Below are 14,274 nucleotides of genomic sequence, written 5' to 3'. Positions count from 1 at the left end.
GAGTCGAGCTTGCTCGACTGTTTCTCCAGCAGTCGAGCAAGCTCGACTCTACGCGGGAGGCAGTCGAGCAAGCTCGACTCTACACAGCTGCGGGAACGCCCATGCACGACGTAGACCTGCTGGTGATCGGTGGCGGCATCAACGGTGCCGGCATCGCCCGTGATGCCAGCGGCCGCGGCCTGCGCGTTCTGCTGTGCGAACAGCACGATCTGGCCGCACACACCTCCAGCGCCAGCAGCAAGCTGATCCACGGCGGCCTGCGCTACCTGGAACAGGGCGAGTTCGCGCTGGTGCGCAAGGCACTGGGCGAACGCGAGGTCGTTCGCCGTCAGGCCCCCTTCCTGGTGCAGCCGCTGCGCTTCGTGCTGCCGTGGGAACCGCACCTGCGGCCGCGCTGGATGCTGCGCCTGGGCCTGTGGCTGTACGACCACCTGGGCCAACGCAGCCCTGCCTTCCCTGCGGCACGTGCGCTGAACGTCCAGGCCGACCCGCTCGGCGCGCTGCTGCAGCCGCATCTGCAGCAGGGCTTCAGCTATGCCGACGCGCAGGTGGATGACGCACGCCTGGTGCTGCTCAACGCGCTCGATGCCGCTCACCGCGGCGCGCGCGTCCTTACCCGCACCCGCTGCCTGCAGGTAGAGCGGCACGGCTCGCACTGGCAGGCGCTGCTGCAGACCGCCGCCGAACCGCCCTTCACGGTGCATGCCCGCGCCGTGGTGAACGCCGCTGGACCCTGGGCCGGCAGCCTGCTGCAGCAGATGCAGGGCGACAGTGGCGCCCCGGCCCTGCGCCTGGTGCAGGGCAGCCACATCGTGCTGCGCCGGCCCTGGCCCAGCCACAGCGCCTGCCTGCTGCAGCAGCCCGATGGCCGCGTGGTGTTCCTGCTGCCCTTCGCCGGCGACCACCTGCTGGTCGGCACGACCGATACCGACTATCACGGCGACCCGGCCCGCTGCAGCGTGCTGCCCAGCGAAGTGGACTATCTGTGTGCTGCGGCCGGCCGCTATCTGCGCGATCCGGTCACGCCGACGCAGGTGGTCTGGCAGTTTGCGGGGGTTCGCCCACTGCTGGCCGACCCGGACCCGCGCGCGGCGCGCCTGAGCCGCGACTACCGGCTGCAACTGCAGGACGACGGCGCTGCGGCGCTGCACGTGCTGGGCGGCAAACTGACCACCTACCGGGTGCTGGCCGAACAGGCCCTCGAACTGCTGCGCAGCGCGCTGCCGCAGATGGGCCCGGCCTGGACCGCACATGGCCCTGCCCTGCCCGGCAGCGACTGGGGCGATGCGGCACGGGCCACCCAGCAGTTGCAGCAGCGCGCGCCGTGGTTGCCTGCCGGCGTGGCGCAACGTTGGGCCCACGCCTACGGCAGCCGCAGCGCCGAACTGCTGGGGGACGCGCATGATCTGCACGCGCTGGGCGAAGACTTCGGTGGCGGCCTGCATGCACGCGAAGTGACGTTCCTGCGCGAACACGAATGGGCACGCAGTGCCGATGACGTGCTGTGGCGCCGGAGCAAGCTCGGCCTGCGCCTGGATGCATCGCAGGCAGCACGCCTGCAGACCTGGATGCAGGACCGGTAGCGTCGAGCTTGCTCGACTGGCCTTTCGTAGAGTCGAGCTTGCTCGACTGGCCTTTCGTAGAGTCGAGCTTGCTCGACTGCCCTGCTTCGTAGAGTCGAGCTTGCTCGACTGCCGTGGAAAGCAGTCGAGCAAGCTCGACTCTACGGATCGCAAGCATTCCCGCATCCCCGCAGGCCATACAGATCGCAAGCATTCCCGCATCCCCGCAGGCCATACAGATCGCAAGCATTCCCGCATCCCCGCAGGCCATACGGATCGCAAGCATTCCCGCATCTCCGCAGGCCATACGGATCGCAAGCATTCCCGCATACCCGCAGGCCATACAGATCGCAAGCATTCCCGCATCCCCGCAGGCCATACAGATCGCAACCATTCCCGCATCCCGCAGGCCATACAGATCGCAAGCATTCCCGCATCCCCGCAGGCCGTACAGATCGCAAGCATTCCCGCATCCCCGCAGCCCATCCAGATCGCAGGCAATCCCACACAACCGCAGCCCGTACAAACCCCAAGCAATCCCCCACACCGCACCATCGCTGGCGATGCCGTACGATTTCCCCATCGCCACCGGAGACGCCCCATGACGCCCCGCTACGTGCTGGCCATCGACCAGGGCACCACCAGTTCCCGCGCCATCCTGTTCGACCACGCCGGCGATATCGTCGGCAGTGCGCAGCGCGAGTTCGCGCAGATCTTCCCCCAGCCCGGCTGGGTCGAACATGACCCACGCGAAATCCTCACCAGCGTCTACGCCACCCTGACCGAACTGCTCAGCCGCGAACAGATCGATCCGCGCCAGATCGCGGCGCTGGGCATCACCAACCAGCGCGAAACCACCGTGGTCTGGGACCGCGCCACCGGCCAGCCGATCCACAACGCCCTTGTCTGGCAGTCGCGGCAGAGCCAGGCCATCTGCGAGCGCCTGCGCGCCGAGGGCCACGAAGCGCTGGTGCGCGAGCGCACCGGCCTGTTGATCGACGCCTATTTCTCCGCCACCAAGGTGCGCTGGATCCTGGACCACGTGCCCGGTGCGCAGCAGCGTGCCGAGCGCGGCGAGCTGCTGTTCGGCACCATCGACAGCTGGCTGGTGTGGAACCTGAGCGGTGGCCAGGCCCACGTGACCGATTACAGCAACGCCGCGCGCACGCTGCTGTTCAACATCCACACGCTGGACTGGGACGCTGACCTGCTGGCACTGCTGGACATCCCGCGCGCCATGCTGCCGCAGGTACGCGATTCCAGTGCGGTGTACGCGCATACGCGGCCGCAGTTTTTCTTCGACCACCCCATTCCCATTGCCGGCATCGCCGGCGACCAGCAGGCCGCCCTGTTCGGCCAGGCCTGCTTCACCCCCGGGCGGGTCAAGAACACCTATGGCACCGGCTGTTTCATGCTGATGCACACCGGCGAACAGGCGGTGCGCTCACGCAACGGCCTGCTGACCACCATCGCCTGGGGTCTGCACGGCAAAGTGGAATACGCACTGGAAGGCTCGATCTTCGTGGCCGGTTCGGTGGTGCAGTGGCTGCGCGACGGCCTGCGCATGATCGACCATGCCAGCCAGAGCCAGGCACTGGCCGCGCAGGTGCCCGACAGCGGCGGCGTGTACCTGGTGCCGGCCTTCGTGGGCCTGGGCGCGCCCTACTGGCGCAGCGATGTGCGTGGGGCGATGTTCGGCCTGTCACGCGGCACCAGCAAGGCCCACTTCGCACGTGCCGCGCTGGAAGCCATGGCCTACCAGACCCGTGACGTGCTCGATGCCATGCAGTCCGACGCCGGCATCGCGCTGAGCGAACTGCGCGCCGACGGCGGTGCGATCGCCAATGATTTCCTGGCCGGGTTCCAGGCGGACATCCTGGGCGTGCCGTTGCTGCGGCCGCGATTGACCGAGACCACCGCGTTGGGTGCAGCCTATCTGGCCGGGCTGGCGGTGGGCTTCTGGGAGAGCCGCGAGCAGATTGCCGCGCAGTGGGGCCTGGACCGGCGCTTCGAGCCGCAGATGGAGGCGGCCCGCCGCGAAAAGCTGTACGCCGGCTGGCAGCAGGCGGTGGCCGCAACACTGGCCTTCCACGTCGATTGAGATCGGTAGCGCCGGGCCATGCCCGGCGAATCCCGAACCCGCCGGGCATCGCCCGGCGGCCCCCCACCATCAGAACGCCGGCAGCACCGAGCCCTTGTACTTGGTTTCGATGAAGGCCTTCACCTGCGGGCTGGTGAGCGCCTTGGCCAGCTTCTGCACGCGCGCATCGTCCTTGTTGTCCGGGCGCGCCACCAGGAAGTTCACGTACGGCGAATCCTTGCTTTCGATCGCCAGCGCATCCTGGGTCGGGTTCAGGCCGGCATCCAGCGCGTAGTTGGTGTTGATCAGGGCCAGGTCCACCTGGTCCAGCACACGCGGCAGCATGGCCGAATCCAGCTCGCGGAACTTCAGCTTCTTCGGGTTGGACACGATGTCGCGCTGGGTCGAAAGCGCGTTGGTCGGGTCCTTCAGTTCGATCAACCCGGCCTTGTGCAGCAGGATCAGCGCGCGGCTGTTGTTGCTGGGATCGTTGGGAATGACCACGTCGGCGCCTTCGCGCAGCTCGGCCAGCGACTTCACCTTGCGCGAGTACGCACCGAAGGGCTCGATGTGCACGCCGATCACCTTGGTCAGGTCGGTCTTGCGATCGCGGTTGTAGGCGTCCAGGTACGGCTCGGTCTGGAAGTAGTTGGCGTCCACCTGCTTCTGCACCAGCTGGTCGTTGGGCTGCACGTAGTCGTTGAACACGCGCACGTCCAACTCCACGCCTTCCTGCTTCAGGATCGGCTTGACCACCTCCAGGATCTCCGCGTGCGGCACCGCCGTGGCGGCCACCACCAGTTTCTGCGAGGGCTCGCCGGACTTGCCGCAGGCGGTCAGGGCCAGCGCAGCGGCGAACAGGGGCAGCAACAGGGTCTTCTTCATGGGTGCAGGGGGTCTCTCGGGGGGAGGGTCAGGATTTTTCGTAGTTGCTCAGGGCCAGGTCAAGCAGCGCCTTGGCCTGCTCGCGCAGCATCACCGGTTCGACGATCTCGGCGTCGGAGCCGTAGTGCAGCACATCCATCAGCAGCTCGCGCGAAACACTGTAGGGCACTTTCAGCTCATAGCGGCCATCGGGCAGGAAACGCCCCTGCTGCTTGGAATGCCAGTGCTCATCGGCCACCCAGCGCGCCGCCTTGGCGCTGAACAGGATGGTCGCCCAGCCCTTGGGCGCGCCGGAGAAGATGCCGTAGCTGGCGCCCAGCTGTTCGTCCAGCTCGGTGTCGGCCACGTCCCTGGCGCCTTCGTCCACCACCCGCGCCTTGTACACGCGATCCACGGCGAAGCTGCGCAGCGCCTCGCGGTCGTGGTCCCAGGCATCCAGGTACCAGTTGTCGCGGTAGTGGGTCAGGCGCTGCGGTGACACCGTGCGCCGGGTCGGCTCGTCGGTGGAGCGGGCGCGGTATTCGAAGGCCAGCTGCTTGCGCTCCAGCACGGCCGACGCCACGGTACGGAAGCTGGCTTCGTCGAACTTGCGGCCGCGGTGCGGAATGACCCGCACGCGGTCGACCGGCCAGCTGGACACACCGGCCTGGGCGGCCAGCAGGCCCTCGATGCGCTGCTGCAGCGGCGCCAGCACCGACGACAGCACGCCGCCGCCGGTGCGCGCCAGCAGGTGCTGCGAGGCCAGCAGGGCATGCAGTTCCTCGGAACTGAGCCACAGCCCGGGCAGCTCGAAGCGGTCGCTTTCATCGGCCTGGTAACGGAAGCCGGCCTCGCCATCGCCCTCGATCGGCGCCATCAGCGCATCGCGCAGGAAGGCCAGATCGCGGTAGACGGTGGCGCGGGAACACGCGAGCTTGTCCTGCAGCGTCGCCACCGTCACCGGGTAGCGAGCGGACTTGAGCAGACGATGCAGGGCGGTGATGCGTTCGTATCGGTCCATACCCCCGATTATGTCCGAGTCGCGGGCGTTGTGTGGGGGCTTTGGGCTATCGTGGGCGCCCCCTGCCCCATGGACGCCCCGATGCGCCGGTTGCCCGCCCTGCCCCTGCTGGCCTGCCTGTTGCTGGCCGGCTGCGATCGCGCCCCCGCGCCCGCGCCTGCTGCCGCACCGGTTCCCGCCGCTGACGCCGCCCAGGCCGTGCTGGCGGCCAGCCAGCGCTTCGCCGCCCTGCGCAGCTTCCATGCCGAACTGGACGTGCGCGGCGGCCCCCGCCCGGTACGCAGCGCGATGGACTTCGTGGCGCCGGACCGCTTCCGTGTACAGACCCCGGCCGGCGCACAGATCATCATCGGCGACACCTTGTTCCTGCAGGCCGAAGGCGCGATCCGCCAGGTGCCGCTGCCGGCAGGCGCGCTGGAACAGTGGCGCAGCCCGCTGCCGGCCGACGCCGATCCGGCGGCCCTGCAGGTGGAAGACCTGGGCAGCCAGGCGCTGGACGGGGTGGCCACGCGCCACTACCGGCTGCGCAGCGGCCCCGGCGAACACCTGGATTACTGGGTGGACGACCAGGGCCTGCCGCGGCAGATCCTGCGCAGCGGCACCGCCCAGGATGGGCCATACCAGCTGCGGCTGCGCTATTCGCGCTTCAACGACCCGGCCCTGCGCGTCGATCTGCCCTGAATGGGGAGCGGCGGCAACGCCTGCTGAAGCCCGCGCACCGATGGGTCGGCCTGTCATCGACCATCCAGTATCATCACGGGTTGTTAACCGCTTCGGAGAAGCCTTGATGTCCCTGCGTTTGTCCCTGCTGGTCCCCCTGCTGCTGTGTGCGCCGCTGGCCTACGCGCAGGACGCATCCGAGCTGGCGGCGATGACCTCGCCATGGAGTGGCAGCGGCGGCGAGCTGGGCTTCGCGTCGGCACGCGGCAACAGCAGCACCGAAAGCGCCAACGGCAGCCTGCGCCTGCGCTACACCGACGATGACTGGGTGCACACCATGGATCTGTTCGGCCTGCGCTCGAGCTCCAAGGTGACCGAGACCAACGACGACGGCACCACCACCCGCCGCACCAACACCACGGCCAACCGTTACACCGGTGCTGCCGGCAGCGCGCTGCAGCTGGGCGAGCACCGCCAGCTGTCGGCCAAGGTGCGTTTCGAGCGCGATGACTTCGCCACCTACGACCGCCGCAGCTCGTTCGGCCTGGGCTACGGCACCCGCCTGTGGAACACCGAGCGCTTCTACTTCGACGCGCTGATCGGCCCGGGTGTCAGCCGCACCCACAGCACCGAAGACGACCGCACCCGCACCGGCCTGATCGGCCAGGGTCAGTTCGAACTGAAGTATTCGCTGACCGACAACACCGACCTGATCAACAACCTGTTGGTGGAATCGGGCTCGTACAATACCTTCGGCCAGAATGACTTCGGCGTGTCGGTAAGCATGAACGAACACCTGGCACTGAAGGCCGGCTGGCAGGCGCGTTACAACAGCGACGTGGCCGACGACAAGCGCAAGACCGATACCCTGACCACGATGAACGTGGTCTACAAGTTCAAATAAGAAACGGTTCTGTAGAGTCGAGCTTGCTCGACTGCCTGGCCAACAGCAGTCGAGCATGGCTCGACTCTACATAAGAAGCAGTCGAGCAAGCTCGACTCTACGGAATCCGGGTTCGTTCAGACGTTCAGCAGTTCGCCGGCGCCGGCATCCAGCAGCATCTTCGCCACCTGCTGGCCCAGTGCGTCCGGATCGCTGCCCGGCCCGACCGCCTCGGCCCGCACCGCGCTGCCATCACTGGCGCTGCCGACCAGGCCCTGCAGGTGCAGATCCGTCCCCTGCCATTGCGCGATGGCCGCCACCGGCACATGGCAACTGCCATGCAGCGCGCGGTTCATCGCCCGCTCGGCCTCCACGCAGGCACGCGTGGCCGCATCGTCCAGGCCGGCAAACAGGGCCATCAGACGCGCGTTACCCCCATCGCATTCCACTGCCACCGCGCCCTGTGCCGGCGCCGGCAGCCATTGCGGCGGCTGCAGGCGGGCGACGATGCGATTGCCCAGGCCCAAACGCTCCAGCCCTGCCACCGCCAGCACGATGGCGTCGTAGCCGCCGTTGTCCAGCTTGGCCAGGCGTGTGTTCACGTTGCCACGCAGATCCAGCAGCTGCAGGTCGGGGCGCAGCGCACGCAACTGCGCCTGGCGGCGCAGCGACGACGTGCCCACGCGGGCACCGATCGGCAGCGCGTCCAGCGAGGCGTAGAGATTGGAAACGAAGCCATCGGCCGGATCGTGCCGGGTCAGCATGGCCGGCAGCGCAAAAGGCGCATCCAGTTCCATCGGCACATCCTTCAGCGAATGCACCGCACAATCGGCCTCACCGCGCAGCATGGCCAGCTCCAGTTCCTTCAGGAACAGGCCCTTGCCACCGATAGCCGCCAGCGAGCGGTCCAGCACCTCATCGCCGCGGGTGCTCATCGGTACCAGTTCCACGTGCAGGCCAGGATGGGCCTGGCGCAGGCGGTCGGCGACGTGTTCGCTCTGCCAGAGGGCGAGCGGGCTCTTGCGGGTGGCGATGCGGACGGTTTCCATCAGCACATTATCGCGCCTCCGGCGCGGATACGGCCAACGGCGAAGCCCCTCGTGGCGTCGGTGGGTTGGATCTATCGCGCGTGGCCGGGGCGGTGGGGGCAGGCGGGGACGCCGTGAACCCGTCCATGGGGGCTTGGCCGCGGCATCCATGCCGCGGACACCCCGCCTGACCCCACCGCCCCGGCCTCTGACAGTTTCCGTGCGCCGCCGCCACGGAAGATCAAAAGAAGAAGAGCAGAAGCGGGTCGCTTCGCTCTGAGTCGAGCGTGGCTCGACTCTACATTTCTCCCCCCACCCGATAACAACACTGCTTTTGCTGTCCGACACCGGGAAAACGAGAGGGTTGGGCCGGGGTGGGGGCGCGGGACCGCAGGCGCCATGGATGGCGCCTACGAGCTTACATGGATGTACTTGCAGCGTGTCCCGCGTCCCCACCCCGGCCCGCCCCAGCACGTAAGAACAACGAGCCATGACCCGCTGTTGCTGTTGCTGTTGAACTTGATCTCGAAGCGGTCGCGGCCGCAGGCCGCGCGGCACCCCTACAGATGCCGTACTTCCTGCTTCAGCGTCGCCACGCAGCGGCGACTCACTTCCAGCGGCTGCTTGCCATGGCGCAGCACCGCCTGCACCTGCCCGCCCGTGCCACGCCGCAGTTCCACCAACTCATGGCGCGCGACCAGGCAGTTGCGGTGAATGCGCACGAAGCGGCTGGCGAATTCTTCTTCCAGCGACTTCAGCGATTCTTCGATCAGGTCTTCACCGCGCGCGTGGTGCACCACCACGTACTTTTCTTCGGCCTGCAGATAGTGGATGTCGTCCAGCGGAATCAGGCGCAGGCTGCCACGCAGGCGCGCGCACAGCATGCTGCGGGCCTGCCCACCATTGTGCTGCGGCTGGCCATCACGACCAGCCAGGAACGTGCGCGCACGTGCAATCGCTGCGGCAAGCCGCTCGGCCCGCACCGGCTTCATCAGGTAGTCGATGGCCGCCGCTTCGAAGGCTGACAGCGCATGCGCGTCGTAGGCCGTGCAGAACACCACCGCCGGGCGCGGCTCGAAGCTGGCCAGATGGCGGGCCGCTTCCAGACCATCCAGCCCCGGCATGGCGATGTCCAGCAGCACCAGGTCCGGCTGCAGTTCGGCACAGGCGTGCAGCGCCTGCTCACCGTTGCCGGCTTCGGCCACCACCTCGATGCCCTCCTGCGCGGCCAGCAGGCTGCGCAGGCGTTCACGGGCCAGCGGTTCGTCATCGGCGATGACCACCCTCACGGTCGCTCCTTCATTGGATCGGCACTGTCACCTGGCAGGCATAGTAGCCTTCGCTCCAGCCTGCCGTCATCCGCGCGCCGCGGCCGAAGCGCCAGGCCAGCCGATGACCGATGCTGTGCTGGGCATGGCCGGCGCCACGTGCCAGCGCCAGCCCCGGTGCCTGCGGGTCGGGCGCGGGATTGCGCACGGTGATCTGCAGCTCATCGCCCTGCCGCAGCAGATGCAGTTCAATCGTGCCGCCTTCGGGCAGGCGCGAAATGCCGTGCAGCACGGCATTTTCCACCAGCGGCTGCAGCACCAGGCGCGGCATCGGCAGGTCCCACGGCAGCGGTTCGTCGCGCTGCCAGCGCACCTGCAGGCGCTCACCCAGCCGTAGAGATTCAATGGACAGGTAGCGCTCGGCCAGTTCGCATTCTTCGCGCAGGGTGGCATCGCCCTCGCCTGCGCCCAGCGCCGCACGGAACAGATCGGACAGATCCAGCACCGCGCGCTCGGCCACCGCAGGATCGCGGTGCAGCAGGCTGGCAATCAGGTTCATGCTGTTGAACAGGAAGTGCGGGCGGATGCGCGCCTGCAGCGCATCGGCCTGCGCGCGTGCATTGGCCTGCAGCTGCGCGGCCCAGCGGTCACTCACATAGAAGTAGCGCAGGGCCAGCGCGGTGATCAGCGCGGTGGTGGCGGCACTGCCCAGGGTGAAGCGCAGGAAGCTGATGCCACGGGTGAAGTTGTCACCCAGTACCGCATACAGCGCATGGATGATGGCGGCACAGGCGATGGCGATCAGGGCCGCCAGCGCTACGGCCGCCACTGCACCCAACGTTTCAGGCAGCCGTGACAGCGGCCGCCGCAGCGCACACAAGCTGATGCTGACAGCCAGCGCGAGCCACAGGGCGAAGCCGCTGGCCGAGGCCAGTTCGCCCAGCGTCCAGTGCCGGCTGCCATCGGGCGCCAGTGCCAGCACCACCACCACCAGTTCGGCCAGGCCCAGCATGGCTGCCAGCCGCGGCAGGCGGCACAGTTCCGGCATCCAGGGCGAGGCGCTGGCGGCGGCCATGGTTCAGGCCACGCCGAGTCGCTGCTGCAGCCAGTCGCCCAGCGCGTCGATTTCCTCGGCGCACACCTGGTGGGCCATCGGGTAGCTGTGCCATTCCGGCTGCAGCCCCAGGTCGCGCAGCACCTGGGCGCTGTGCTCGGCCACCGGCAACGGAATGACCGGATCGCCGGTGCCGTGGGCCATGAACACCGGCACGTCCACCGCGCCTTCCACGCGGCTGGCGCTCTGCGCATCGGGCAGATACGTGGACAGCGCGATCAGCCCGGCCAGCGGTGCGGTGCGCGCCAGCGCGGCGCTCAGGATGACCGCGCCGCCCTGCGAGAAACCGGCCAGGAAGATATGGTCGGCGGCGATGCCGCGTTCGATCTCGCGGGCGATCAGCGCGTCCAGCTGTGCCATCGACTCGTGCACGCCGGCCATGTCGGCGCGCGAACGGAAGTCCATGCCGACGATGTCGTACCAGCCGCGCATCGGCACGCCATTGTTGATGGTGATCGGCCGCACCGGCGCGTGCGGGAATACAAAGCGCAGGGCGGGCCAGTGCGGACGGACCAGCTCGGGCACGATGGGCGCGAAGTCATGGCCGTCGGCACCCAGGCCGTGCAGCCAGATCACCGACCACTGCGGCGATGCGCCGGTTTCCTGTTCCACCGTTTGCAGCATGTTGCGGCTCCTGTACGTTCGAGCCGCATTATGCCGGTGCCGCGCGCGGATCAGTACAGCGGCGGCTGCTCGGCGGCTTCGCGGCGCAGCTGCGCGGCGCGCACCAGCACCGGCGGCGGCAGGTTCTCTTCGGGAATATCCAGCAGGCCCAGGCGGTGCAGGAAGGCACCGGGCGCACGCGAGGAGGTCAGCGCCACCACCGGAATGGCCAACACCATGCCGATCACTACCGGTGCCATCCAGGCCGCCAGCGCCGGCGACACTGCCCACGCCAGCACGCCCATGAACGCGCCGAACAGGCCCAGCCCACCGTAACCGCGCACCAGCGTCCACCAGGAAATGCCGCCGTCGTCGCGCTGCTGTGCATCCCAGCCCGAATCGCGCCCGGACAGCACTTCGGCCACGCCACGCGACTGCACGTACATCACCACCGGCGCCATCAGCGCCGCCAGCACGGTTTCCACCAGCATCGACACGAACGCGCGGATCGCACCGCCGCAGCCGCGGCGGTCCACCGGGTCCAGCAGCATGGCCAGATAGCCCAGCACCTTGGGCATCAGCAGCACGGCCATGGTGGCGCCGAACAGGCGCACCACCTGCACTTCATCCTGCGCGCGCCAGTAGACGCTGGGCGACAGGTGCAGCACCGCATTGAAATCGATGCCTTCCTGGAACAGCGGAATGGCGATGCCGATCAGCATCAACATGCCCCACATCGGCGCGGTGAAGTAATGGCCGATGCCGATCAGCATGTGCACCCGGCTGATCCAGTGCAGGCCACGGCTGCCCACCACCTTGCCGTGCTGCAGGTTGCCCTGGCACCAGCGGCGGTCGCGAACCAGCAGATCGGTCAGGGTGGGCGGGCCTTCCTCATAACTGCCGCCCAGGTAAGGCACCATGTGCGCGGCCCAGCCGCCCCGGCGCATCAGCGCCGCTTCCACGAAATCGTGGCTGAGCACGTGGCCGCCGAACGGCTTGCGGCCCGGCAGCGCCGGCAGGCCGGCGTGGTCGGCGAAGGCGCGGGTACGGATGATCGCGTTGTGGCCCCAGTAGTTGCTCTCGGCGCCGTGCCACCAGGCCACGCCACGGGCGATGACCGGACCGTACACGCGGCCGCCGAACTGCTGCATGCGGGCAAACAGCGTGCGCCCACCGATCACCGACGGCAGGGTCTGGATCAGGCCGACGTCGGCGTTGTGTTCCATGCCGGCCACCAGGCGCACGATGCTGTCGCCGGTCATCAGGCTGTCGGCGTCCAGGATCAGCATCTGCGGATAGGCCCCACCGAAACGGCGGACCCAATCGGCGATGTTGCCGGCCTTGCGGCCGCTGTTGTCGCTGCGGCGGCGGTAGAACAAGCGCACCTGGCCATCGGGCACCAGGTCGCGCAGCTCGTTGAACACCTGTTCTTCGGCGCGGGCGATATCCTCGCGCCGGGTGTCACTGAGCACGAAGAAGTCGAAGCGCTGCAACTGGCCCGTGGCCGCCACCGATTCGTAGATGGCGCGCAGGCCCGCCAGCAGGCGGCGCGGGTCTTCGTTGTAGGTGGGCATCAGCAGCGCGGTGCGGCTGTGCACCACCGGCAGCGGCTTGTCCGGGTCGATGCCCAGGCGGTAGCCGCGGTCGAACACGGCGGTCAGGAAACCGGCCACGGCACTGGCGAAGGACAGCGCGATCCAGGCGAACAGGCCGACGAACAGCACCAGCAGGCAGGCTTCCAGCACGCTGATGCCATTGCCCGACAGCACCCGCCACATCATGCGGGTGGCAGCGGCGGTCATCACCGCGGTGCCGCCCAGGATGTACAGGCGGCGCAGGCCGATCAGGCGCGGCGAAGTGCGATGGCGGCGCACCTTCAGCGCACCCTCGCCCAGGCTCTGCTCGGGCATCAGCAACGGCGATTCGGCAGGCAGCAGGGCCCAGCCGGCATCCAGCTCCGGGTTGCCCGTGCTCGGGTTGTGGGTTTGAACTTCCATGCAGGCCTATTCCGCCCAGGTGCCGCGCCCCGCCATCCCGGCCGGGCTGCATGCACCAAGGTTCCCCGCGCGCCTTCCCGGCGCCCGCACTTGTCCAGTCTGCAAGGGCTTCACGCCGCGCAGTCGATGTCTGTCACTACCGGAACCCACACGATCTCCAACGGGGCGGAATCGAAAAAATGCGGCCCAGTCTAGGCGGCCAAATGTAAGCCCAGTGCGAAGGTTTGTATCGGGAAATGTCCCCATTCAGCCAACAGCAGGCGAGCGCGCGGCTGGATCGTGACAAATGAGAACGGATCTCATGAATGGGCGGCGGGCGGCCAGGTCGCGTTGGCCTCCCCAACGCGATCCCGGCCCGGATGGATCATTCGTCGGCCAGCGCCGGGGTGTTGGCCGGGCCGCTGGCAGCGGCGCGGGCACGCGCCATCGCCACCGCCAGTTGCTGGCTGGCGAGCAGTTGTTGTGCCTGCACCACTTCAGGTGTCGGCAGGAGCACCGGTCCCGGTGCGTTTTCCGGTGTAGCAGCTGTGGTCATGCAACCTCCATGGACATTCCGCCAGCGCCTGGGCAAGCCCGGGGCGACTGGGGAACTGCGCACCCTATCCTAAAAACAAGGCGGGTGGGTGACGGTGCGACGGCCCGCCGCGGCGCTGTCATGAGCAGAGCGTCACATTTTTGACGCGAACCTGTACCGCCTGAATGCGCGCACATCTATCATGAAAACGTTTTCTTACAGGGATGTCCCTACTCGATGAATGCTGTAGACCTCAACCACTTCAGCCCGAAGTGGCAGTTCCGCTTCAACTTCTTCCAGCAGCACGGCGCCCCCAAGGAACCGGGCTTCAAGCAGGCCTGGAAGGCGCTTTCCTTCGGCGACCGCCTGAAGATCAACGTCAACTTGTTCGCGTTCTTCTTCAACTGGGTCTATCTGCTGATCCTGGGCATGTGGCGCAAGGCCATCGTGGTCATCGGCATCTACTGCGCGCTGATTGTCTTGGCTTTCATGCTGCCGGAGATCGTGGTCCGCGCACTGTGGATCGCCACCAGCTTCCTGGTGGCGTCCAGCACCAACTACGCCTACTACCTGGAAAAGGTGAAGGGCAGCACCAGCTGGAACCCGTTTGAAGGAATGTTCTGAGCCCATCAGACCTGCGCACGGATGCGCGGCAAGGATGCAAACGACGCCCGGCCCCC

The 14,274-nt window shown here is 67.8% G+C and carries 13 protein-coding genes; 5 read left to right on the top strand and 8 right to left on the bottom strand.

The genetic code is table 11. The features are described 5' to 3' along the window. Window positions 1–101: 101 nt before the first annotated feature. Window positions 102–1,583: a glycerol-3-phosphate dehydrogenase gene (gene glpD, locus AC06FA_RS01045; protein WP_478066739.1), complete on the top strand. Its 1,482-nt coding sequence runs from the start codon at window positions 102–104 to the stop codon at window positions 1,581–1,583. A 580-nt stretch (window positions 1,584–2,163) separates the two neighbouring features. Then, window positions 2,164–3,663: a glycerol kinase GlpK gene (glpK, locus tag AC06FA_RS01040; protein WP_478066738.1), complete on the top strand. Its 1,500-nt coding sequence runs from the start codon at window positions 2,164–2,166 to the stop codon at window positions 3,661–3,663. A gap of 69 nt (window positions 3,664–3,732) precedes the next feature. Here the strand turns inward: glpK and AC06FA_RS01035 are convergent, their stop codons facing one another. Both AC06FA_RS01035 and AC06FA_RS01030 read right to left on the bottom strand, forming a co-directional pair. Further along, complete coding sequence (locus AC06FA_RS01035) at window positions 3,733–4,527, bottom strand: MetQ/NlpA family ABC transporter substrate-binding protein (protein WP_478066737.1); 795 nt, start codon at window positions 4,525–4,527, stop codon at window positions 3,733–3,735. Between the two features lie 28 nt (window positions 4,528–4,555). Continuing rightward, window positions 4,556–5,527, bottom strand: a complete 972-nt coding sequence (locus AC06FA_RS01030; RefSeq protein ID WP_108750356.1) for a helix-turn-helix transcriptional regulator — start codon at window positions 5,525–5,527, stop codon at window positions 4,556–4,558. A gap of 81 nt (window positions 5,528–5,608) precedes the next feature. Between AC06FA_RS01030 and AC06FA_RS01025 the strand changes: the two genes are divergently transcribed. Both AC06FA_RS01025 and AC06FA_RS01020 read left to right on the top strand, forming a co-directional pair. After that, window positions 5,609–6,208, top strand: coding sequence for a hypothetical protein (locus AC06FA_RS01025; RefSeq protein WP_478066736.1), 600 nt, complete (start codon window positions 5,609–5,611; stop codon window positions 6,206–6,208). A gap of 106 nt (window positions 6,209–6,314) precedes the next feature. Then, window positions 6,315–7,091 carry a DUF481 domain-containing protein gene (locus AC06FA_RS01020; RefSeq protein ID WP_478066735.1) on the top strand — a complete coding sequence of 259 codons (777 nt, stop codon included), beginning with the start codon at window positions 6,315–6,317 and terminating at the stop codon, window positions 7,089–7,091. A 116-nt stretch (window positions 7,092–7,207) separates the two neighbouring features. Here the strand turns inward: AC06FA_RS01020 and hemC are convergent, their stop codons facing one another. The 6 genes from hemC to AC06FA_RS00990 form a co-directional block, all read right to left on the bottom strand. Further along, window positions 7,208–8,119: a hydroxymethylbilane synthase gene (gene hemC / locus AC06FA_RS01015; RefSeq protein ID WP_478066734.1), complete on the bottom strand. Its 912-nt coding sequence runs from the start codon at window positions 8,117–8,119 to the stop codon at window positions 7,208–7,210. 539 nt (window positions 8,120–8,658) lie between these two features. Further along, on the bottom strand, window positions 8,659–9,387 hold the full coding sequence (locus AC06FA_RS01010; protein WP_108750352.1) for a LytR/AlgR family response regulator transcription factor: 729 nt from the start codon (window positions 9,385–9,387) through the stop codon (window positions 8,659–8,661). A gap of 10 nt (window positions 9,388–9,397) precedes the next feature. Beyond that, on the bottom strand, window positions 9,398–10,441 hold the full coding sequence (locus AC06FA_RS01005) for a sensor histidine kinase (RefSeq protein WP_478066733.1): 1,044 nt from the start codon (window positions 10,439–10,441) through the stop codon (window positions 9,398–9,400). Between the two features lie 3 nt (window positions 10,442–10,444). Then, window positions 10,445–11,104, bottom strand: a complete 660-nt coding sequence (locus AC06FA_RS01000; protein ID WP_478066732.1) for an alpha/beta hydrolase — start codon at window positions 11,102–11,104, stop codon at window positions 10,445–10,447. 50 nt (window positions 11,105–11,154) lie between these two features. Next, window positions 11,155–13,080, bottom strand: coding sequence for a glucans biosynthesis glucosyltransferase MdoH (gene mdoH, locus AC06FA_RS00995; protein WP_478066731.1), 1,926 nt, complete (start codon window positions 13,078–13,080; stop codon window positions 11,155–11,157). A gap of 364 nt (window positions 13,081–13,444) precedes the next feature. Then, window positions 13,445–13,615 (bottom strand): hypothetical protein, encoded by a 171-nt coding sequence (locus tag AC06FA_RS00990; protein WP_478066730.1) that lies wholly within the window; start codon window positions 13,613–13,615, stop codon window positions 13,445–13,447. 216 nt (window positions 13,616–13,831) lie between these two features. On the opposite strand from AC06FA_RS00990, the gene AC06FA_RS00985 reads away from it, so the two are divergent. Then, a complete protein-coding gene (locus AC06FA_RS00985) occupies window positions 13,832–14,218 on the top strand; it encodes a DUF2628 domain-containing protein (RefSeq protein WP_478066729.1) in 387 nt (128 codons plus the stop codon). Window positions 14,219–14,274: the final 56 nt, after the last annotated feature.

It is taken from the genome of Stenotrophomonas sp. Steno-C17 (assembly GCF_056393165.1).
This window is presented reverse-complemented; position numbering and strand designations above follow the sequence as displayed.